22 protein-coding genes are annotated in these 19119 nt (G+C 70.7%); 14 read left to right on the top strand and 8 right to left on the bottom strand.

All coding sequences use genetic code 11. The features are described 5' to 3' along the window. The first annotated feature begins 199 nt into the window (after positions 1-199). Positions 200-913: a 3-oxoacyl-ACP reductase FabG gene (gene fabG, locus FFS51_RS08635; RefSeq protein WP_137878101.1), complete on the top strand. Its 714-nt coding sequence runs from the start codon at positions 200-202 to the stop codon at positions 911-913. Between the two features lie 3 nt (positions 914-916). Here the strand turns inward: fabG and serB are convergent, their stop codons facing one another. After that, on the bottom strand, positions 917-1558 hold the full coding sequence (gene serB / locus FFS51_RS08630; RefSeq protein ID WP_416361453.1) for a phosphoserine phosphatase SerB: 642 nt from the start codon (positions 1556-1558) through the stop codon (positions 917-919). 136 nt (positions 1559-1694) lie between these two features. On the opposite strand from serB, the gene FFS51_RS08625 reads away from it, so the two are divergent. From FFS51_RS08625 to FFS51_RS08605, 5 genes are read left to right on the top strand one after another with little or no spacing between them, the layout of a single operon-like run. Continuing rightward, complete coding sequence (locus FFS51_RS08625) at positions 1695-2546, top strand: MetQ/NlpA family ABC transporter substrate-binding protein (protein WP_137878100.1); 852 nt, start codon at positions 1695-1697, stop codon at positions 2544-2546. Then, positions 2543-3571: a methionine ABC transporter ATP-binding protein gene (locus FFS51_RS08620; RefSeq protein ID WP_249352692.1), complete on the top strand. Its 1029-nt coding sequence runs from the start codon at positions 2543-2545 to the stop codon at positions 3569-3571. Before FFS51_RS08625 ends, FFS51_RS08620 begins: the two co-directional genes overlap by 4 nt. Continuing rightward, positions 3568-4236, top strand: a complete 669-nt coding sequence (locus tag FFS51_RS08615; protein ID WP_137878099.1) for a methionine ABC transporter permease — start codon at positions 3568-3570, stop codon at positions 4234-4236. The genes FFS51_RS08620 and FFS51_RS08615 overlap by 4 nt, the downstream gene beginning before the upstream one ends. Positions 4237-4238: 2 nt before the next feature. Next, complete coding sequence (locus FFS51_RS08610; RefSeq protein WP_137878098.1) at positions 4239-5399, top strand: aminotransferase class I/II-fold pyridoxal phosphate-dependent enzyme; 1161 nt, start codon at positions 4239-4241, stop codon at positions 5397-5399. A 17-nt stretch (positions 5400-5416) separates the two neighbouring features. Next, complete coding sequence (locus tag FFS51_RS08605; RefSeq protein WP_056209121.1) at positions 5417-5890, top strand: S-ribosylhomocysteine lyase; 474 nt, start codon at positions 5417-5419, stop codon at positions 5888-5890. A 44-nt stretch (positions 5891-5934) separates the two neighbouring features. Here FFS51_RS08605 and FFS51_RS08600 read toward each other — a convergent pair whose 3' ends face one another. Further along, positions 5935-7182, bottom strand: a complete 1248-nt coding sequence (locus tag FFS51_RS08600) for a glucose-1-phosphate adenylyltransferase (protein WP_045248156.1) — start codon at positions 7180-7182, stop codon at positions 5935-5937. 46 nt (positions 7183-7228) lie between these two features. Here FFS51_RS08600 and glgA point away from each other — a divergent pair, with 46 nt between their 5' ends. The 3 genes from glgA (at position 7229) to FFS51_RS08585 (ending at position 9566) form a co-directional block, all read left to right on the top strand. Then, a complete protein-coding gene (gene glgA / locus FFS51_RS08595; RefSeq protein ID WP_137878097.1) occupies positions 7229-8437 on the top strand; it encodes a glycogen synthase in 1209 nt (402 codons plus the stop codon). A gap of 9 nt (positions 8438-8446) precedes the next feature. Then, positions 8447-9238 carry an ABC transporter ATP-binding protein gene (locus tag FFS51_RS08590; protein WP_137878096.1) on the top strand — a complete coding sequence of 264 codons (792 nt, stop codon included), beginning with the start codon at positions 8447-8449 and terminating at the stop codon, positions 9236-9238. A gap of 76 nt (positions 9239-9314) precedes the next feature. Continuing rightward, positions 9315-9566, top strand: coding sequence for a type B 50S ribosomal protein L31 (locus FFS51_RS08585; RefSeq protein WP_045248153.1), 252 nt, complete (start codon positions 9315-9317; stop codon positions 9564-9566). Between the two features lie 115 nt (positions 9567-9681). Here FFS51_RS08585 and FFS51_RS08580 read toward each other — a convergent pair whose 3' ends face one another. Beyond that, positions 9682-10407 (bottom strand): 3'-5' exonuclease, encoded by a 726-nt coding sequence (locus tag FFS51_RS08580; protein WP_137878095.1) that lies wholly within the window; start codon positions 10405-10407, stop codon positions 9682-9684. An 80-nt stretch (positions 10408-10487) separates the two neighbouring features. Between FFS51_RS08580 and FFS51_RS08575 the strand changes: the two genes are divergently transcribed. After that, positions 10488-11396, top strand: a complete 909-nt coding sequence (locus FFS51_RS08575) for an alpha/beta fold hydrolase (RefSeq protein WP_137878094.1) — start codon at positions 10488-10490, stop codon at positions 11394-11396. On the opposite strand, the gene FFS51_RS08570 is transcribed toward FFS51_RS08575, so the two are convergent. After that, positions 11359-11916 carry a CGNR zinc finger domain-containing protein gene (locus FFS51_RS08570; protein ID WP_056209112.1) on the bottom strand — a complete coding sequence of 186 codons (558 nt, stop codon included), beginning with the start codon at positions 11914-11916 and terminating at the stop codon, positions 11359-11361. The two genes, FFS51_RS08575 and FFS51_RS08570, sit on opposite strands and share 38 nt — an antisense overlap. 73 nt (positions 11917-11989) lie before the next feature. Here FFS51_RS08570 and FFS51_RS08565 point away from each other — a divergent pair, with 73 nt between their 5' ends. Then, positions 11990-12991 (top strand): EamA family transporter, encoded by a 1002-nt coding sequence (locus FFS51_RS08565; RefSeq protein WP_137878093.1) that lies wholly within the window; start codon positions 11990-11992, stop codon positions 12989-12991. Here the strand turns inward: FFS51_RS08565 and FFS51_RS08560 are convergent. The 3 genes from FFS51_RS08560 to FFS51_RS08550 form a co-directional block, all read right to left on the bottom strand. Next, the gene (locus tag FFS51_RS08560) at positions 12963-13436 is read right to left on the bottom strand and encodes an Lrp/AsnC family transcriptional regulator (protein WP_137878092.1); all 474 of its coding nucleotides are present in this window, start codon (positions 13434-13436) and stop codon (positions 12963-12965) included. The genes FFS51_RS08565 and FFS51_RS08560 overlap by 29 nt on opposite strands. Before the next feature lie 74 nt (positions 13437-13510). Next, entirely contained in the window at positions 13511-14116 is a 606-nt protein-coding gene (locus FFS51_RS08555; protein ID WP_137878091.1) for a histidine phosphatase family protein, read from the bottom strand. Then, entirely contained in the window at positions 14113-14964 is an 852-nt protein-coding gene (locus tag FFS51_RS08550; RefSeq protein WP_045248148.1) for a Sir2 family NAD-dependent protein deacetylase, read from the bottom strand. The genes FFS51_RS08555 and FFS51_RS08550 overlap by 4 nt, the downstream gene beginning before the upstream one ends. Before the next feature lie 70 nt (positions 14965-15034). Between FFS51_RS08550 and FFS51_RS08545 the strand changes: the two genes are divergently transcribed. Further along, a complete protein-coding gene (locus FFS51_RS08545; protein ID WP_137878090.1) occupies positions 15035-15856 on the top strand; it encodes a TrmH family RNA methyltransferase in 822 nt (273 codons plus the stop codon). Positions 15857-15859: 3 nt separating this feature from the next. Here the strand turns inward: FFS51_RS08545 and FFS51_RS08540 are convergent, their stop codons facing one another. Further along, positions 15860-16699 carry an SGNH/GDSL hydrolase family protein gene (locus FFS51_RS08540; protein WP_045248146.1) on the bottom strand — a complete coding sequence of 280 codons (840 nt, stop codon included), beginning with the start codon at positions 16697-16699 and terminating at the stop codon, positions 15860-15862. 108 nt (positions 16700-16807) lie between these two features. Between FFS51_RS08540 and FFS51_RS08535 the strand changes: the two genes are divergently transcribed. Both FFS51_RS08535 and FFS51_RS08530 read left to right on the top strand, forming a co-directional pair. Then, positions 16808-18658, top strand: a complete 1851-nt coding sequence (locus FFS51_RS08535) for a DEAD/DEAH box helicase (RefSeq protein ID WP_137878089.1) — start codon at positions 16808-16810, stop codon at positions 18656-18658. Next, entirely contained in the window at positions 18655-19116 is a 462-nt protein-coding gene (locus FFS51_RS08530) for an SRPBCC family protein (RefSeq protein WP_137878088.1), read from the top strand. The genes FFS51_RS08535 and FFS51_RS08530 overlap by 4 nt, the downstream gene beginning before the upstream one ends. The last annotated feature ends 3 nt before the right edge of the window (positions 19117-19119 follow it).

The raw sequence follows: 19119 nt of genomic DNA, 5'->3' as shown, positions 1-19119 counted from the left end.
GTGCCGGGGCGGCGGGCGGCGCCGTCGGCTCGGGGGCCGTCGGGGGCGTCGCGGGTGCAGGGGTCGGGTTCTCGTCGTTCGGAGTGCTCACGGCGGTGCCTTTCTCGTCTGTGGCACCAGAGTCCCAGTGCCGACAACGGCTGTCAAACTCCCGCTCGATAGGCTGGCCGGAGCTGTCCCACGAGTCTGGAGTTCCCGCATGTCCCTCGACAAGGTCGTCCTCGTCACCGGCGGAAACCGCGGCATCGGCCGCGCCATCGCCGAGCGCTTCGTGTCCACCGGCTACACGAAGGTCGCGGTCACGGCCCGGTCCGGGGAGGGACCCGCCGGAACCCTGACGGTGCGCGCCGACGTCACCGACGCGGCATCCCTCGACGCTGCCTTCACAGAGATCGAGGCGACCCTCGGCGCCGTCGAGATCGTCGTCGCGAACGCGGGCATCACCCGCGACACACTTCTGCTGCGCATGAGCGAGCAGGACTTCGACGATGTCGTCGCGACGAACCTCGGCGGCACCTTCCGCGTCGTCAAGCGCGCGGCGAAGGGTCTGCTGAAGGCTCGCTGGGGACGGGTCATCCTCATCTCGAGCGTCGTGGGCCTCTTCGGCTCGGCGGGGCAGATCAACTACTCGAGCTCGAAGGCCGCCCTCGTCGGATTCGCGCGGTCGCTCACCCGCGAGCTCGGCGGACGCGGCATCACCGCGAACGTCGTGGCGCCCGGCTTCATCGAGACCGACATGACCGCCGAGCTCCCCGAGGCGACGCAGGCGGAGTACAAGAAGAACATCCCCGCGGGCAGGTTCGCCTCAGCCGACGAGGTCGCGGGCGTGATCACGTGGCTCGCCTCTGATGACGCGGCGTACATCTCCGGCGCGGTCATTCCCGTCGACGGCGGCCTCGGAATGGGGCACTGACCCTCAGGGCAGCAGCGGGATGAGCTGAGCGAGGTCGACCCGGGCGGCGACCAGATTCGCACGGGCGCGCACGGCGGGCTTCGCGTTGAACGCGACGCCGAGGCCGGCGGTGGCCATCATCGTCAGGTCGTTCGCGCCGTCGCCGACCGCGAGAGTGCGATGCGAGGGGATCCCGCGCTCCGCCGCCCACGCGAGGAGCGTGTCGGCCTTCGCCTGGGCGTCGACGACGTCGCCGTCGACGACGCCGGTGAGAGCGCTGCCGTCATGCGCGAGGCGGTTGGCGCGCCACACATCGACCCCGAGCTGGGGCGCGATGTGGTCGAGCACCTCGTGGAACCCACCGGAGACGACACCGAAGACACCGTCCCGCGCGTGCACTGCTGCGGCGAGCTCGTGCACGCCCGGGGTGGGCTCGATGCGCGCCCGCACGCGCGCGAACGCGTCGAGCGAGACGCCCGTCAGCGCCGAGACCCGTGAGCGCAGACTCGTCGCGAAGTCGACCTCGCCCCGCATGGCCGCCTCGGTCGCCGCCGCGACCTCCGCACCGCGCCCCGCCTCGTCCGCGATGAGCTCGATCACCTCGTTGCGGATCAGCGTGGAGTCGGCGTCGAGCACGATGAGGAAGCGAGCGGGCACGCGCTCCACCGTAGCGGGAGGCGATGCGACTCATGGCGTAACACGATGTCTCACCTCGTCACACGCCCGCATACGGTCGTGGTTGCTGAGTGTGTTCCATGGCTCGCCTATACCCCCGCTGAAAGCCCATCGAGGAGCCTCTCGCATGAGATCGTCCCGTCGCGCCGTCGTCACGGCCGCCCTGTCCGTCATCCTCGCCGCCACCCTGAGCGCGTGCGGCCTCGCCCAGGGCGCGCCGAGCGCCGACGCGAGCGCGAAGACATCGATCAAGATCGGATTCAACCCCGGCCCCTACCAGGACATGTTCGAAGGCGGCATCGCCCCGATCCTGGCGAAGGAGGGCTTCCAGGCCGAGTCCGTCGCCTTCACCGACGGCATCGTCGTGAACGTGGCGGTCGCCAACGGCGAGATCGACGCGAACATCATGCAGCACCCGGTCTACATGGACGCGATCAATCAGCAGGAGAACATCCACAACGCCGCGCTCGTGCAGGTGCCGACGCCCCCGATGGCACTGTTCGGCGGCAAGAAGAGCTCCCTCGACGCCGTCGCGGACGGCGACACCGTGGCTGTCCCGAACGCGCCGTCCAACATGTACCGCGCCTTCAAGGTGCTCGAGCAGGTCGGCTGGATCACCCTCAAGCCTGACACCCAGCCCGCGACCACCTCTCCGGCTGACATCGCCACGAACCCCCACGGGATCCAGATCGTGGCACTCGAGAACGCGCAGCAGGTGCCGTCGCTGCAGGATGTCGCGTACTCGGTCATCCAGGGCAACTTCGTCGTCTCGGGCGGGCTCAAGCTGACCGCCGCGCTCACGCTCGAGAACCTGGCCGACAAGTTCTCCGTTGTCGTCGCTGTCGATGAGAAGAACCTCGACACCCCCTGGGCGAAGGCGATCGCCGCCGCGTACGCGTCGCCGGAGTTCGCCAGCTACATCTCTTCCCACTCCGAGTACGACGGCTACCACCTGCCCGCCGCGCTGCAGCAGAAGTGACCGGCTCCGGCGACGGCGGGGCGGCGGTCCGGTTCACCGGCGTCCGTCGCGTGCACCGGGGTGGCACGGTCGCGCTCGACGGGGTGGATCTCGCCGTCCCGCACGGATCGATCTTCGGCGTCATCGGTCACAGCGGTGCCGGCAAGAGCACGCTCATCCGCATGGTGAACGCGCTGGATCGGCCGACGACCGGAACGGTGGAAGTCGACGGCGTCGACCTCCATTCGCTCTCCGGCGATGAGCTGCGCGCCGCTCAGAAGCGCACCGGGATGGTGTTCCAGCAGTTCAATCTGCTCGAAACCGTCTCCGTGCGCGACAACGTAGCGATGCCGCTGCGCCTCGACGGTGTGCGTGCCGCCGACGCGCGCCGCCGCGCGGCCGACGCGCTCGAATTCGTGGGACTCGGGTCCATGGCCGACCGTCGCCCGCGCGAGCTGTCCGGCGGGCAGCGCCAGCGTGTCGGCATCGCCCGGGCGATCGTCCGCAACCCCCGGGTTCTGCTGTGCGATGAGGCGACGAGTGCGCTCGATCCCACGACGACCGCGCAGGTGCTGCAGCTCATCGCGCGCATCAACGAGGAGTACGGCACGACCGTGCTCGTCGTCACGCACGAGATGGACGTGATCAAGGACCTGTGCCATGAGGTCGCCGTGATGGAGTCCGGCCGCATCATCGAGCAGGGCTCGGTGCTCGACGTGTTCGTGCGCCCGCACACGGAGACCGCCCGCACGTTCGTCGGCACGGTGATCCCGCACGAGATCCCGTCGCGCGTGCGCGAGCGCCTCGGCGGCGCCGCCCTGCTGCACCTGCTGCTCATCGACGAGCAGGTCACCGCGCCGCTCGTATCGGGGCTGATCCACCGATTCGGTGTGCAGGTGAACATCCTGCACGCCGACATGACCGACATCCAGGGTCACACTGTCGGGCAGATGGTGGTGCAGATCGACGGGGACGCTGCGGCCGTCGCCGCCGCCCGCGCCGCGCTCGGCGACCAGGTCACCGCGATCGAGGAGGTCGCCGCATGAGACCGGACGCTCTGACCCTGATCACGCCGGAGCAGTTCCTCCAGGAGCTCGGCGCCACCTTCTACATGGTGGGTGTCTCGCTCTTCTTCGGTGCGATCCTCGGACTCGCGATCGGCGTGCTTCTGGTCGCGACCCGGCCCCGCGGCATCCTGCCTCAGCGCGTGGTGTTCGTCGTGCTCTCCACAATCGTGAACATCGTGCGATCGCTGCCGTTCATCATCCTGCTCGTCGCGATCATCCCGTTCACCCGGCTGCTCGTCGGCACGACGATCGGCGCGAACGCCGCGATCGTGCCGTTGACGATCATGGTGGCGCCCTACATCGCCCGGCTCGTCGAGAACTCACTGCTCGACGTTCCGCCCGGAATCGTCGAAGCGGCGCGGGCGATGGGGGCGACCCCGTGGCAGATCTTCGTGCGGTTCCTGCTGCCCGAGGCGCGCGGATCCCTGATCCTCGCGCTGACGACCGCCTCGATCGGACTCCTGGATGCCTCCGCCATGGCCGGCACGGTGGGTGCGGGCGGTATCGGCGACCTCGCGATCTCGTACGGCTATCAGCGCTTCGACGGCATCGCCATGCTCGTGACGGTGGTGACGCTGATCGTGATCGTCCAGGTCATCCAGCTCATCGGCACACAGCTCGCCCGACGCGCCCGACGGGAGTGACGATGGCCGACTTCCGACGAGCCGGCCGGGTCGGCCGTCTGCCCCAGAGCTTCTTCGCAGGGCTCGACGCGCAGATCGCGCACGCCCGCGCGAGCGGTGTCGACGTCATCGACCTGTCGAAGGGCAATCCCGATCTGCCGACGCCTCCCGCGATCGTCGAGGCGATGCAGCGTGAGGTCGCGCGGCCCGAGAACCACGCGTATCCGTCGTTCCGCCCGCGTCCCTCGGTGCTCGCGGCCATCGCCGAGCGCTACCGCATCGACCACGGCGTCGAGCTCGACACCACGACGCAGATCGCGGTGTTCCACGGCTCCCACGAGGCGCTCATGGCCGGCATCCTCGCATTCGCCGACCCGGGGGAGACAGTCGTCCTGCCCGATCCGGCATATCCGATGTACCACTCGGCGGCGCTCTTCGCCGGCGCGCGGGAGGTGTCGCTGCCCCTCTCGGAGACCGACGGTCAGCCCGAGTGGGAGGCGATCGACGGTCTCGAATGCGCCCGCGTCCTGGTGCTGAACTACCCGAACAACCCGACGGGCGCGGTCGCGACCGGCGCGACATTCGAGCGGGCCGTGTCGCTGGCGCGGCGACTGGACGCCCTGTTCGTCCACGACTTCGCCTATGCGTCCCTCGGCTTCGATGACGGCGCGCCGCTTTCGGCGCTCGCCTCCGATCCCGGGGCCGAGCGCACCGTCGAGCTCGCCACGCTCTCGAAGACCTACAACATGGCCGGCTGGCGCTTCGGTTTCGCCGTCGGCAACGCGTCGGCGATCGCGGCGATGCGGGCCTACCAGTCCCACGCCTTCAGCACGATCTTCGGCGCCACGCAGGAGGCGGCGGCGGTCGCGCTCGCGGGCGATCAGTCCGCCGCCGAGGAGATCGTCGGCACCTACCGGGCACGCCGCGATGCGGCCGTCGCGGGACTCCGGGACGCCGGCTACGCCGTGCATCGCCCGGGCGGATCCTTCTTCGTCTGGATCGATCTGCCCGACGGCACCGACGACGCCGCGTTCGCCGCGCGGCTTCTCGCGGAGCACGGCGTGGCGGTCGCCCCGGGGGCGGGGTTCGGGCCCCGTGGGGCGGGCCGCATCCGGCTCAGCCTCGTGCATCCGATTGACATACTCGAAAAGGCGGTCGCCCGAATGGGCGCCGCCCTGACCTGACCCACCGGGAGGACCCCATGGCCGACGTCGAGAGCTTCACGCTCGACCACACCGCCGTCATCGCACCGTACGTGCGCCTCATCTCCGTCGAGCGCGGACCGCGTGGCGACGCGATCTCCAACTTCGACGTGCGCTTCGTGCAGCCCAACGAGGGCGAGATCCCGACGGCCGCGCTGCACACGATCGAGCACACGATCGCGAGCCTGCTGCGCGACCACCTCGACGGCGTCATCGACATCTCACCGTTCGGCTGCCGCACCGGATTCCACCTGATCGTGTGGGGCGAGCCCGCTGTCGCCGACGTCGTCCCCGCGATCCGCGAGAGCCTGCGGGCGATCGCCGAGGACGTGCAGTGGGAGGACGTCCCCGGCGTCGACGCGTTCAGCTGCGGCAACTATCGCGACCACAGCCTCCACGGCGCTCGCGCGTGGGCCCGTGACATCCTCGCTCAGGGCATCAGCCTCGACGCGTTCACCCGCGTCGGCGTCTGAGCCCGTCGCGGCATCCGCAGTCCTGACCGAGCGGATGCCGCGGCTCAGCTGTCGATGCGCACGCCCTTGCCGACCACGGTGATCCCGGAGTCCGTGACGGTGAAGCCGCGCGACAGGTCGAGTTCGCGGTCGACGCCGACTGTCGCGCCGTCGGCGAGCACGACGTTCTTGTCGAGGATCGCCCGGTGGATGCGGGCGCCCGCGCCGATGCGCACGCGGTCGAACAGCACGGCGTCGGTGATCGTCGCGCCGCCTCCCGAGAGTGTCCACGGGCCCACGACGCTGCGCTCGAGATGGGTGCCCGAGAGCACCGAGCCGAGAGAGACGATCGAGTCGATCGTGTTGCCGATGCGCCCAACGGCGTCGCGCACGAACTTCGCGGGCGGCGAGTTGAGCATCTGCGAGTGGATCGGCCAGTCGGTGTTGTAGAGGTTGAACACCGGCAGGGTCGAGATCAGGTCGCGGTGCGCGTCGAAGAACGAATCGATCGTGCCGACGTCGCGCCAGTAGGCACGGTCGCGGGCAGTGGAGCCCGGCACCTCGTTGTCCTTGAAGTCGTACACGCCCGCCTCGCCGCGTGAGACGAAGTAGGGGATGATGTCGCCGCCCATGTCGTGGTTCGACGTCGGCAGCTCGCCGTCGGACGTGACCGCCTCGATGAGCGCATCGGTGTCGAAGATGTAGTTGCCCATCGATGCGAGCACCTCGTGGGGTGCGTCGGCGAGCCCCGTGGGATTCTGCGGCTTCTCGAGGAACTCGCGGATGCGCGTCGGGTCGGTCGGTTCGACGTCGATGACCCCGAACTGGTCGGCGAGCCCGATCGGCTGCCGGATGCCCGCGACCGTCGCCCGCGCACCGGAGGCGATGTGGGCCTCGAGCATCTGGCGGAAGTCCATGCGGTAGACGTGGTCTGCGCCGACGACGACGACGATGTCAGGGGCTTCGTCGTGGATGAGGTTCAGGCTCTGCAGGATCGCGTCGGCCGACCCCGAGAACCACCGCTTGCCGAGCCGCTGCTGTGCGGGCACCGACGTGACGTAGGAGTCCAGCAGCGCCGACATCCGCCACGTCTGCGAGATGTGACGGTCGAGGCTGTGGGACTTGTACTGGGTCAGCACGACGAGCTGGCGCAGGCCCGAGTTGATGAGGTTCGAGATGGCGAAGTCGATCAGGCGGTACTGTCCGCCGAACGGGACGGCCGGCTTCGCTCTGTCGACCGTGAGCGGCATGAGCCGCTTGCCCTCCCCGCCCGCGAGGATGATGCCGAAGACCTTCTTGTGCGTCCCTGCCATGGCTCCACACTAGGCGGGCTTCCACCCGTGTACTAGCGTCCTTGACATGCGCGTCGACATCGTCACGAAGGAGTATCCGCCGGAGATCTACGGGGGAGCCGGAGTGCACGTCGCCGAGATCGTGCGGGCGCTGCGCGCCCTCGCCGGTGAGCGAGACGTCGACGTGCAGGTGCACGCGTTCGGCGCGGCGCGCGACGAGGTCGGGACGACCTCCTACGCGACGCCGCCGGGCCTGGCCGGAGCGAACGGGGCGCTGCAGACCCTCGGGGTCGACCTCGAGATCGTCTCGGATGTCGCGGGCGCCGACGTCGTGCACTCGCACACCTGGTACGCGAACTACGCGGGCTTCCTCGCGTCGCTGCTCCACGGCATCCCGCACGTCGTCACCGCCCACAGCCTGGAGCCGCTGCGACCGTGGAAGGCCGAGCAGCTCGGGGGTGGGTACGCCCTCTCCAGCTACATCGAGAAGACCGCCTACGAGCAGGCGGCCGCCATCGTCGCCGTGAGCGACGGGATGCGGCGCGACATCCTCCGCTCATACCCCGCCCTCGACCCCGGCAAGGTGCGCGTCATCTACAACGGCATCGACGCCGAGGCATGGCATCCGACCGACAACCCGGAGGTGCTCGCCCGGTTCGGCATCGACCCCGCGCGGCCCTCGGTGGTCTTCGTCGGACGCATCACCCGCCAGAAGGGTCTGCCGTATCTGCTGCGGGCCGCGCGGCAGCTGCCGCCCGAGGTGCAGCTGGTGCTCTGTGCGGGAGCGCCTGACACCCCGCAGATCCTTGCCGAGGTCGAAGGGCTCGTGCAGGAGCTGCAGGCCACCCGTGACGGCGTCGTGTGGATCGACCAGCTGCTTCCCCGGCCCGAACTGTCGGCCATCCTGAGCGCGGCGACGACGTTCGTGTGCCCGTCGATCTACGAGCCGCTCGGCATCGTCAACCTCGAGGCGATGGCGTGCGGTGCCGCCGTCGTCGGTACGGCGACCGGCGGCATCCCCGAGGTCGTCGTCGACGGCGTGACCGGGCGGCTCGTGCCGATCGAGCAGGTGCAGGACGGCACCGGCACTCCCGTCGACCCCGACCGGTACGTGCACGACCTGGCCCGCACCCTCATCGAGGTCGTGAGCGACCCGGCCGCAGCGGCCGCCTACGGCCGCGCCGGCCGCGAACGCGCCGTCGAGGCCTTCAGCTGGGCGCGCATTGCGGAGCAAACCGCCGCGCTCTACACGGAGGTCATCGGCCGCGCCGGATAGGCTGGAGTCATGCCGCAGGTGCTCGAATTCGCCGATGTCGTCGTTCGTCGCAACGCGAAGGACATCGTCGAACACCTGACCTGGTCTGTGGCCGGCGACGAGCGCTGGGTCGTGCTGGGTCCGAACGGCGCCGGCAAGACCACGGTGCTGCAGCTGGCGGCGGCGCTGCTCTACCCGACCTCGGGAACGGTCTCGATCCTGGGGGAGCGGCTGGGACGCACGGATGTCTTCGACCTCCGTCCGCGCATCGGCTTCGCGTCGACGGCGCTGAGCCGCCGCATCCCGCCGGAGGAGAGCGTGCTCGACGTCGTGCTCACCGCCGCCTACTCGGTGCTCGGACGCTGGCGGGAGCAGTACGAGGCGATCGACGAGCGCCGTGCGCTGCGTGTGCTCGCCGAGTGGAAGCTCGACCACCTTGCCGACCGCTCGTTCGGCACACTGTCCGACGGCGAACAGAAGCGGGTGCAGATCGCGCGAGCGGTGATGACCGACCCGGAGCTGCTCATGCTCGACGAGCCGACCGCGAGCCTCGATCTCGGCTCCCGCGAGGAGCTCGTCTCGCTCCTCGGCGGCTACGCCCAGGCGCCGAGCACGCCCGCGATGATCATGGTGACCCACCACGTCGAGGAGATCCCGATCGGGTTCACCCACGTGCTGCTCATGCGCGAGGCGCAGGCGGTGGCGGCGGGTCCGCTCGCCGACACGCTCACCGCGGCGAACCTGAGCGCGACCTTCGGCGTCGACGTCGAACTCGACGAGCACGAGGGGCGCTTCGCCGCCCGCGCCGTGCGTTCCCGCTGAGCCGCCCGACCTGATAGACTCTCCCCTTGGTGCGTTCGGCACCGCAGACTTTCCTCCGTCTCTCGCAAGGAATCCGATGAAGACTGACATCCACCCCGCCTACGACCTCGTTGTCTTCCGCGACCTCGGCTCGGGCGAGACCTTCCTCACCCGCTCGACCGCGTCGAGCGACAAGACCATCGAGCTCGACGGCGTCGAGTACCCGGTCATCGACGTCGAGATCTCGTCGGCGTCGCACCCGTTCTACACGGGCAAGCAGCGCATCCTCGACTCGGCCGGTCGCGTCGAGAAGTTCAACCAGCGCTTCAAGAACTTCGGCGCTCGCTGAGTCGCCGCATCGCGAAGGCCCCGCCTGCTTCGGCAGGTCGGGGCCTTCGTCGTTGTCGGCGGTCGATGATCGTGGCGGCCGCACGTCGAGGGCGACGGTTGCCGAGGCGTGCCGCTCAGCGCACCGGCCACGCGCCGTCGAGGGCGTCATCGGGGTCGAGGCGGCCGATGCGCACGAAATACTCGGTGAGGCTCTCCGCCTGCGACCGTGCCCACGCCACCTGCGCGGTGTGCAGGGCCGCCGGGGTCGACGGCAGTTCATCCGCGTAGCGGTCGAGCAGGGCGAGGGCCACGCGGCCGGCGGCGACGGCGTCGGCGGATGCCTCGTGGGCGCCCGTGAGCGTGACGCCGTAGTGGGCGGCCACCACGTCGAGGGTGCGCTTTCCCTTGCGGTACCGATCGACGTTCTTGTCGAGCACGAGCGGGTCGATCACCGGCGTGGGGTCAGCGATCGGCGGGACACCGTGCCGCGCCGCCTCGTGCGCGAGGAGCGAGAAGTCGTAGGCGGCGTTGTAGGCGACCACCGGCACTCCCGCGTCGAACAGCGCGCGCAGTTCGGCGACGATCTCGGTCACGACTGCCGCGGCGGGTCGCCCGTCGCGGCGGGCGCGCTCGGTCGTGACACCGTGCACAGCTGTCGCCCCCGCGGGGATCTCGATGCCCGGATCGGCGAGCCAGGAGGCTGAGGAGAGGATCGTTCCGTCGGCGTCGAGCACGCCCACATAGGCGGTCACGATGCGGTCGGTCGTGACGTCGACCCCGGTCGTCTCGAGGTCGAACACGCCGACGCGCGCCGCCCAGTCGATGGTGTCGAAGCCCGGGAGCATGTCGTGCGCGGCCATGACTCGACGCTAGAGGGGAGGTGCGACATCCCGATGCAGGCGCGCCCGGGTGGCACGGAGCGGCGCCGTAGACTCGGGGGATGATCGTCGACGCCGGGCCCTATGCCGCACGGCTCGCCGACCGGCGCGTCGAGGGTCACGAGGTCGAGGTCCTCGGTGGCATGACCCGCTACTGGACCTACGATCCTCCGGCGGGCGTCGAGCCGTGGGCGACTGTCGTCGCCGTGCACGGCTTCCGCGGCGAGCACCACGGGCTCGACCCCGTCGTCGCGCATCTCGACGGTGTGCGTGTCGTCTCTCCGGATCTTCCGGGCTTCGGCGAGACGCCGCCGCTCCCGGGTCGCACCCACGATCTCGACGCCTACGCGCAGTGGCTGACCGAGTTCGTCGCCGCCGTCGCGCCCGACGCCGTCGTGCTCGGCCACTCGTTCGGCTCGATCGTCTCGGCGGCCGCCGTGGCGCGCGGGCTCGAGACCCCGCGCCTCGTGCTCGTGAACCCGATCGGTGCACCGGCGCTCGAGGGACCCCGCGGCATCCTCACCCGGCTCGCGGTCTTCTACTACCGCGCCGGGGCGGCCCTGCCCGCCCCGCTCGGCGAGGGCCTGCTGCGCAACCGAGCGATCGTGCGCGCCATGAGCATCGCGATGGTGAAGACCCGCGATCCCGAGCTGCGGCGCTTCGTGCACGCCCAGCACGACGCGTACTTCTCCCGGTTCGCCGATCGCGACGTGCTCAGTGACGCGTTCCTGACCTCCGTCTCGCACGACGTGCGGGCGTTCGCGCCGCGTATCGCCGTGCCGACGCTGCTGGTGGCCGCGCAGCTCGACGACATCACCCCGATCGAGGCCGAGCGCACGCTCGCGACGCTGTTCGACGACGTCGAGTTGGTCGAGATCCCCGGGGTGGGGCACCTCATCCACTACGAGACGCCGGAGCCCGCGGCATCCGCCATCAGTCGTTTTCTGCGAGCCGGCGCCGATACGCGTTGACGTTCATACGGTTCCCGCAGTTGCCCGAGTCGCAGTAGCGCTTCGACCCGTTGCGGCTGAAGTCGACGTAGACGCCCTGGCAGTCGTCGGCCGAGCATACGCGCACGCGGTCGTAGGCGTCCTGGCGGATCACGTCGACGAACGCCATCGCCGACTCGACCATCATTCGCACGGCGAGCGGCGCGTCGTCGTCCGTCGCGTGGATGTGCCAGTCGTACGGCTCGTGGATGACGAGCCGGGGGAGGGCGCTGCCGTCGGCGAGCATCGCGTTGACGAGGGGAACCGCGTCAGCGCGGTCGCTGTGCCAGAGGGCGTGCAGGCGGTCCCGGATGCCGCGCACCGCCGCCCGCTCGCGGTCGTCCCGGGCGATCGCTCCGCTGTACGGATGCGCGGCGAGGAACTCCTCCATGTCGTCGGCTGTGAGGAGGCGATCGACGTCGGAGGCGGCGGTGATCGGCAGGGTGTTGACCAGGTCGGCGGCCATGCGCAGGGACTCCGCCGTGTCATGAATGAAAAGCATGTTGACTCCTGACGCCTCGATCCCTTACGGTCATGAGTGTAATCACTGAACGGTCCTGACAGATCGGCGCCGCATGTCCGCTCCCACCGCACCCGTCCCGCTGATCGTCCCGACCCTCGCGACGGTGCCGCTGCGCGACACGCCGCGCTTCGCGCCGTCCGGGCTCGTGTTCGCGGTCGGCTCGGCGTTCGCGTTCTCGTCGAGCGGCCCGCTCATGAAGCCGCTGCTCGAGGCCGGCTGGTCGGTGAGCGCCGTGCTGCTGGTGCGCATGACGCTCGCGGGGCTCGTGCTCTCGCCGGCGCTCGTGCGCGCGATCCGGCTCGAACCCGGGTTCCTGCGCCGCCACGCGATGACGATCCTCGCGTTCGGGGCCACCGGGGTCGCCGGCTGCCAGATCCTCTATTTCTCGGCGATGCAGCGAATGCCGGTCGCGATGGCCCTGCTGATCCAGTACCTCGCGCCCGTGCTGCTCGTCGCCGTGGCCTGGGTGCGCACCCGACGCAGTCCCTCGAGGCTCGTCCTCACCGGGTCCGTGCTCGCGATCGCGGGGCTGGTGCTCGTCGTCGACGTGACCGGCGCGCGATTCGACGTGCTCGGCACCGTCTTCGCGCTCGGTGCCGCGGTGTGCGTCGCCGCCTACTTCGTCATCGCGGAGCGCGCGGGTGACCGTCTGCCCGCCCTCGCGCTCGCATCCGGCGGGCTGCTCGTCGGCGCCGCGGTCATGGCGCTCGTGGGGGTGACCGGCCTCCTGCCCCTGCACGCCGCGTTCGTCGACGTCACCTTCGCCGGCGTCGCGGTGCCGTGGTTCGTACCACTCGCCTGGGTGGGGCTCGTCGCGACATCCCTCGGCTATGGCCTCGGCATCGCCGCGGTGCCGCGCATCGGCTCGCGGGTCGCGTCGTTCGTGGGGCTGTCGGAGGTGCTGTTCGCGCTGCTGTTCGCGGCGCTGCTGCTCGGCGAGCTGCCGGGCCCGGTGCAGTATGTGGGGGCGGCGGTACTGCTCACCGGCGTCGTGCTGGTTCGGCTCGACGCGCGGCCCGCTCAGTTCAGCGCTCCGAGCGCGCGAGGTCGATGAGGGGCGCGACCCGGTAGGGGATGAGCTCGTCCATCACGAGCGACGTCTCGGTGCGCTCGACGCCGTCGATGGCGAGGATGCGACGGTCGGTCGTGAACAGATGCGGGGTGTCGCGACAGGCCACGCGCACCAGGAGGTCCATCGAGCCGGCGAGGCCGTTGGCCTGCACCACCTCGGGGATGAGGGCGATCTCGTCGCGGATGCGGGGGATCTCGGGCTGTCGCAGGCGCACCGAGATGAACGCATCGATCGGATAGCCGAGTGCCGTGGTGGAGATCGCGCGCTCGTAGCTCAAGAGCGCACCGGCGCGCTCGAGCCGCGACATCCGCGCCTGCACGGTGTTGCGGGACATGCCGAGGTCGTCGGCGAGCGAGGTCACCGCTCGACGAGGGTCGGCAGACAATGCCTGGAGAAGAGCGAGATCACTCGCATCGAGAATCGCCATAATGGGGGACATTAGCACCGCTCAGAGGCAATATGCGCACTCAAATTGTTTCAGGCGTGAAAAATGCTCCTCAGTCAGTGCTGAGTGGAGGCAGCGACGAGCCGTCCGTCCGCCGTGAGGGCGAGTTCGCGCCACTCACCGTTTCCGACGCGCGCGTCATCGGTCGGCGCCGCATCGGATGCGGCCGCGCGAAGCACCGCGCGGATGAGCGCGCCGTGCGCCACCGCGATGAGCACGTCGGGGGAGCCGCTCGCGGCGATGAGCCGTCGCAACGCGTCGTTTGCGCGGTCGGCGACCTCGTCGACGGTCTCCGCGCCCGGAACCTCACCGCTGTGGGTGTCACCGAAGCGCGCGCGGAACTCGGTGACGTCGAATCCCTCCGCGATGCCGTATCCGCGCTCACGGAGTCCGATGTCGGAGGGGCCGAGCGGGAGGGCGAGTCGATCGGCGATGAGCGTCGCGGTCTCCCGCGCGCGCGACAGATCGCTCGAGACGACGGCGACGGTCGCGGCATCCGTCACCTCGGCGACGAGCCGCTCGGCGGCGTCCCGCGCCTGCGAGCGTCCGGTGTCGTTCAGGGGGATGTCGGTCGACCCCTGGATGCGTCCCGCGCGGTTCCAGTCCGTCTCGCCGTGGCGCACCAGGATGATGCGTGTCGGGTGGTCGGCGGTGGAGCTCATTCGGGCCCTCCCAGGGCGTCGGCGAACGCGCGGAGTACCTCGGTGGTGCCGGCGTCGATCTTCACGGTGGCGCGGGCGTCACCGCGGGTGTCCCCGCGGTTGACGATCACGATGGGCAGACGGCGGCGTCGAGCCCGGTCGAGGAAGCGGATGCCGGAGTTGACGACGAGCGACGAACCGGCGATGACGAGTGCGTCGCTGCCGCGCACGATCTGCTCGGCTTCGCGGAAGCGCTCCGCCGGGATGTACTCGCCGAAGAACACGACGTCGGGCTTGAGAGCTCCCTCGCACACGCTGCAGGTGGGGATCCGGAACCCGTCGGCGGTCGCCGGAGCCACGTCGCCGTCGGGGCCGAGCGGAAGGTCGGAGTCGGCCACGATCCAGGGGTTGTCGGTCTCGATGCGCTCGGCGAGGTCGCGCCGGTCGAACACCTGACCGCAGTGCAGGCAGATCACCCGGCGCATCGTCCCGTGCAGCTCGACGACGCGGCTGCTGCCGGCGCGCAGATGGAGCCCGTCGACGTTCTGGGTGACGACGCCGGTCACGGCGCCCGAGTGCTCGAGTCGCGCGAGGGCTTCATGGCCGGCGTTGGGCTCGGCGGCGGCGAAGCGCTTCCAGCCGAGGTGGGACCCCACCCAGTAGCGGCGACGCGAGCTGTCGTCGGCGAGGAACTGGTCGAAGGTCATCGGACGGCGCACGGGCGCACCCTGCCCGCGGTAGTCGGGGATGCCGGAGTCGGTCGACACACCGGCGCCGGTGAGCACCGCGACGCGGCGCCCCGCGAGCAGATCGATCGCTTCGGCCACCCGCGCCTCCAGCTGCGGATCCGACTCGGTCGCTGTCGCCACGGCACCCTCCCACGGTCGAGCCTACGCCCCGCCGATTTCCTCCGTGTGACACGTGCGGCATTCTGGAGCGGTGCCCGTGATCGAGCTGACAGACCCCTCCGACGACCGACTCGCCGACTATCGCGATCTCACCGACGTGGCGCTGCGGCGGCTGCTCGAGCCCGCCGGTGGCCTCTACATGGCCGAGTCGGCCAAAGTGATCGGGCGCGCTCTGGCGGCGGGGCATCAGCCGCGTTCGGTGCTCGTGCAGCAGCAGTGGGTCGCCGAGATCACGGCACTGCTGGATGCCGCGGGGGCCGCGGCATCCGTGCCCGTGTACGTCGTCGCACCCGACGTCGCCGAGACGCTGACCGGGTACGCCGTGCACCGCGGTGCACTGGCGGCGATGCACCGCCCGCCCGACCGCCCCCTCGCCGAGGTGCTCGCCGATGCCCGCACCGTGCTCGTGCTCGAGGATCTCGTCGACCACACGAACGTGGGTGCCGCGTTCCGTGCCGCCGCGGGGCTCGGCGCCGACGCGGTGCTCGTGAGCGAGCGCTGCGCCGACCCGCTCTACCGGCGCAGCGTGCGGGTGAGCATGGGCACGGTGTTCCAGGTGCCGTGGACCCGCCTGCCGGCCTGGCCGGAGGCGCGGGACGCCCTCCACGCTGCAGGCGTCACGATCGCCGCGCTCGCTCTCGCCGACGACGTCGTCGGCCTCGACGTGTTCGCCGCAACGCGCGCGGAGCGGGTCGCTCTCGTCATGGGTGCGGAGGGCGACGGCCTCTCGCGTCGGGCCCTGGCCGCCGCAGACACGGTGGTCACCATCCCGATGGCGGGTGGAGTCGACTCGCTGAATGTCGCGTCGGCCGCGGCCGTCGCCCTGTGGGCCCTGCGGCATCCGCCGCGCTAGGGATCAGTGCTCGGATGCCGCGGCATCCGACTCGATGCGGTGCACGCGGCTCGGCTCCGGGCGCTTGGCGGTGACGTCATCGCCCGACGACTGGTGGCGCAGTCGCCGCAGCACCCACGGCACGAGGAACTCCCGAGCCCACACCAGATCGCCGGAGCGCGCCTCCCGCCACGTGCGGAAGGGGATCGGCGAGGGCTGCATCGGCTCGAGGTCGTTCGGCACGTTGAGCGCGCGCAGCACCATGCGGGCCACCTCGTGGTGGCCGAGCGCGTTCATGTGCAGCCGGTCGCCGTCGAAGAAGCGCGCATCCTGGATCTCCTTCAGCGCCCACTGGTCGGCGACGATGCAGTCGTATTTCTCGGCGATCGCGCGCAGGTTCTCGTTGTAGATGGCGACCTTGCCGCGGATCGGCCGGAACACCGGGGTGAAGTTGGTGTCGATGCCGGTGAAGACGACGATCGTGGCGCCCTGGGACGACAGCCGGATGATCGCGTCCTCGAAGATCGTGGCGACCTCATCGGGATCGCTGCCCGGGCGGATGACGTCGTTGCCCCCGGCGCAGAAGGTGATGAGGTCGGGGGAGAGGGCGAGTGCGGGCTCGATCTGCTCGTCGACGATCTGCTGGATGAGCCGGCCACGCACGGCCAGGTTGGCGTAGGCGAAGTCGTCGACGGATGCCGCGAGCACCTCGGCCATGCGATCGGCCCAGCCGCGGTTGCCGCCGGGGCTCGCCGGGTCAGGGTCGCCTATCCCCTCGGTGAACGAGTCGCCGATGGCGACGAACCGACGCCACGGGTGCGTCTGCTCGTTGGACACGAAGGGGGAGCGGGTGGGGGATGACATCGCGGTGGCCTCCTCCGCCGAAGCCTACCCGCGGCGTGACCGGTCCTGGCGTCCGTGGCGTCGTCTATCGTGGAACCTCGCCGCCCGCCCGCGGCGGAGGGAGCTGGGATGACGGAGGACGAGGGACTCGCTCCCGAGGCTCCGGCGCACCAGTTCGGCAGCTTCGCCGCCGAGCACCTGTCGCCCTCGTTCCCCCAGCGCGCCCCCTGGGGCACCGCGCAGCGGCTGCGGGCCTGGCAGGCAGAGGCCCTCGACGCCTACTTCGCCCTCGACGGGCCGGACGGCGTCGGTAAGGGACCGCGCGACTATCTCGCCGCCGCGACGCCCGGCGCCGGCAAGACGACGTTCGCGCTGCGCCTCGCGAGCGAGCTCCTGCGTCGCGGAGTCGTGCGCCGCATCGTCGTCGTGGCACCGACGGAGCATCTGAAGACCCAGTGGGCGGATGCCGCCGCGCGCGTCGGCATCCGCCTCGACCCCGCCTTCAGCAACCGACACGCCCGGCCCGCCCGGCACTACCAGGGCGTCGCAGTGACGTACGCCCAGGTGGCCGTGAAGGCGAGCGTCCACGAGACCCTCATCCTTGACGAGCCCACCCTCGTCATCCTCGACGAGGTGCACCACGGCGGCGACGCGCTCAGCTGGGGCGACGCGCTGCGCACCGCCTACGGCCGCGCGACGCGGCGTCTCCTGCTGTCGGGGACGCCGTTCCGCAGCGACACGGCGCCCATCCCGTTCGTGGAGTACCACCCCGATGCGAAGGGCACCCGCGTCTCCCGCACCGACTTCGCCTACGGCTACCGCCGCGCGCTCGAGGACGGCGTCGTGCGGCCCGTGCTCTTCCTCGTCTACGCCGGTCACATGCGCTGGCGCACCAAGGCGGGCGAGGAGATGGAGGCCTACCTCGGGCAGGACAACACGAAGGATGTCACCGCGCAGGCCTGGCGCACGGCCCTTAACCCCGAGGGCGAGTGGATCCCGGCCGTGCTGCGTTCCGCCGATCGCCGTTTGAGCGAGGTGCGCGAGCAGGTGCCCGATGCGGGCGGGCTCGTCATCGCGACCGACCAGACCGCGGCCCGCGCGTATGCGGCGATCCTCGAGGCCGTCAGCGGCGAGGCGCCGACCGTCGTGCTGTCGGACGAGGCCGAGGCATCCGCGCGCATCGAGCAGTTCGCCCAGTCCACGTCCCGCTGGCTCGTCGCGGTGCGCATGGTCTCCGAGGGCGTCGACGTGCCGCGCCTCAGCGTCGGTGTCTACGCGACGAGCGCGTCGACGCCGCTCTTCTTCGCGCAGGCGATCGGACGCTTCGTGCGGGCGCGACGCCGCGGCGAGACGGCGAGCGTGTTCCTGCCGAACGTGCCGCAGCTGCTCGCGCTCGCACAGGAGCTCGAGGCGCAGCGCGACCACGCGCTCGACCGCAAGGCGACCGGTGACGAATGGGACGCCGAAGAAGCGCTGATGGATGCCGCGGAGCGGCCGGATGCGGCATCCGACGCCCTCACCGAGGAGTTCGCGTTCCTGCCTCTCGATGCACAGGCTCATTTCGACCGGGTGCTCTTCGACGGCAAGGAGTTCGGTCAGCTCGCCGTGCCGGGCACCCCGGAGGAGGAGGAGTTCCTGGGGCTGCCGGGCATCCTCGAGCCCGAGCACGTGCACGAGCTGCTGCAGCAGCGTCAGGCGCGGCAGACCCGCCACCGCAAGGCGCGCGAGGCCCGCGAGGCGAGCGCGGACGAGGACGCCCCGATCGACTCGCTCCTCCCTGGGGCGCTGCACCGCACCCTCAAGGAGCAGCGGCAGCTGCTCAACAGTCTCGTCGGTCTCTACGCGCGGCAATCCGGGGAGCCTCACGCGATGGTGCACGCCGAACTGCGGCGCCTGTGCGGGGGGCCGGCGGTCTCCCACGCGACCGTCGCGCAGCTGCAGGCGCGCATCGACCTGCTGCGCCGCCGGGTGCACGCGTGAGCGGTCGCTACGACTTCGTGTCGGTCTGGCGCATCCCCGCCGACCCCGCCCGCTGCTGGCGCGCGATCGAGGGGATGCTGCGCCCCGCCGCCGGTGCCCCGTCGCCCTGGCCGGCGGTCGAGGTGACCGGCCCTCCCGCCGCGCTCGAACCGGGCGCGCACGTCGGCCTGACGGTGCGCAGCCCGTTCGGTTACCGCCTCGTGCTCGACGCCGTGCTCACCCGCGTCGAATCGGGAGTCGTGCTCGCCGCGCGCAGCGACGGCGATCTGTCGGGCGAAGGCGAGGTGGCGCTGTTCGCCGCGGCATCCGGCACCCTGGTGCGCGTGCGCTGGGTGGTGCGGACCGAACGGGCGTGGATGAACCGCACGGCCTGGCTCCTGCGCCCCGTGTTCGTGCTCGCGCACACCGCGGTCATGGCTTCGGGGCGCCGAATGATGCGGCGCGCCGTGCGCGGCTAGCCT

The organism is Microbacterium sp. 4NA327F11, from assembly GCF_005503465.1.
Taxonomy (GTDB): domain Bacteria; phylum Actinomycetota; class Actinomycetes; order Actinomycetales; family Microbacteriaceae; genus Microbacterium; species Microbacterium ginsengisoli.
The sequence above is the reverse complement of the archived record's forward strand: the minus strand, read 5'-3'. Positions and strand labels throughout refer to the sequence as shown.

What these genes read in the sequence shown, in the direction of transcription:
- fabG (WP_137878101.1), top strand. Translation starts at nt 200, where the DNA reads ATGTCCCTCGACAAGGTCGTCCTCGTCACCGGCGGAAACCGCGGCATC.
- FFS51_RS08625 (WP_137878100.1), top strand. Translation starts at nt 1,695, where the DNA reads ATGAGATCGTCCCGTCGCGCCGTCGTCACGGCCGCCCTGTCCGTCATC.
- FFS51_RS08615 (WP_137878099.1), top strand. Translation starts at nt 3,568, where the DNA reads ATGAGACCGGACGCTCTGACCCTGATCACGCCGGAGCAGTTCCTCCAG.
- FFS51_RS08610 (WP_137878098.1), top strand. Translation starts at nt 4,239, where the DNA reads ATGGCCGACTTCCGACGAGCCGGCCGGGTCGGCCGTCTGCCCCAGAGC.
- FFS51_RS08605 (WP_056209121.1), top strand. Translation starts at nt 5,417, where the DNA reads ATGGCCGACGTCGAGAGCTTCACGCTCGACCACACCGCCGTCATCGCA.
- FFS51_RS08600 (WP_045248156.1), bottom strand. Translation starts at nt 7,182, where the DNA reads ATGGCAGGGACGCACAAGAAGGTCTTCGGCATCATCCTCGCGGGCGGG.
- glgA (WP_137878097.1), top strand. Translation starts at nt 7,229, where the DNA reads ATGCGCGTCGACATCGTCACGAAGGAGTATCCGCCGGAGATCTACGGG.
- FFS51_RS08590 (WP_137878096.1), top strand. Translation starts at nt 8,447, where the DNA reads ATGCCGCAGGTGCTCGAATTCGCCGATGTCGTCGTTCGTCGCAACGCG.
- FFS51_RS08585 (WP_045248153.1), top strand. Translation starts at nt 9,315, where the DNA reads ATGAAGACTGACATCCACCCCGCCTACGACCTCGTTGTCTTCCGCGAC.
- FFS51_RS08580 (WP_137878095.1), bottom strand. Translation starts at nt 10,407, where the DNA reads ATGGCCGCGCACGACATGCTCCCGGGCTTCGACACCATCGACTGGGCG.
- FFS51_RS08575 (WP_137878094.1), top strand. Translation starts at nt 10,488, where the DNA reads ATGATCGTCGACGCCGGGCCCTATGCCGCACGGCTCGCCGACCGGCGC.
- FFS51_RS08570 (WP_056209112.1), bottom strand. Translation starts at nt 11,916, where the DNA reads ATGCTTTTCATTCATGACACGGCGGAGTCCCTGCGCATGGCCGCCGAC.
- FFS51_RS08565 (WP_137878093.1), top strand. Translation starts at nt 11,990, where the DNA reads ATGTCCGCTCCCACCGCACCCGTCCCGCTGATCGTCCCGACCCTCGCG.
- FFS51_RS08560 (WP_137878092.1), bottom strand. Translation starts at nt 13,436, where the DNA reads ATGGCGATTCTCGATGCGAGTGATCTCGCTCTTCTCCAGGCATTGTCT.
- FFS51_RS08555 (WP_137878091.1), bottom strand. Translation starts at nt 14,116, where the DNA reads ATGAGCTCCACCGCCGACCACCCGACACGCATCATCCTGGTGCGCCAC.
- FFS51_RS08540 (WP_045248146.1), bottom strand. Translation starts at nt 16,699, where the DNA reads ATGTCATCCCCCACCCGCTCCCCCTTCGTGTCCAACGAGCAGACGCAC.
- FFS51_RS08535 (WP_137878089.1), top strand. Translation starts at nt 16,808, where the DNA reads ATGACGGAGGACGAGGGACTCGCTCCCGAGGCTCCGGCGCACCAGTTC.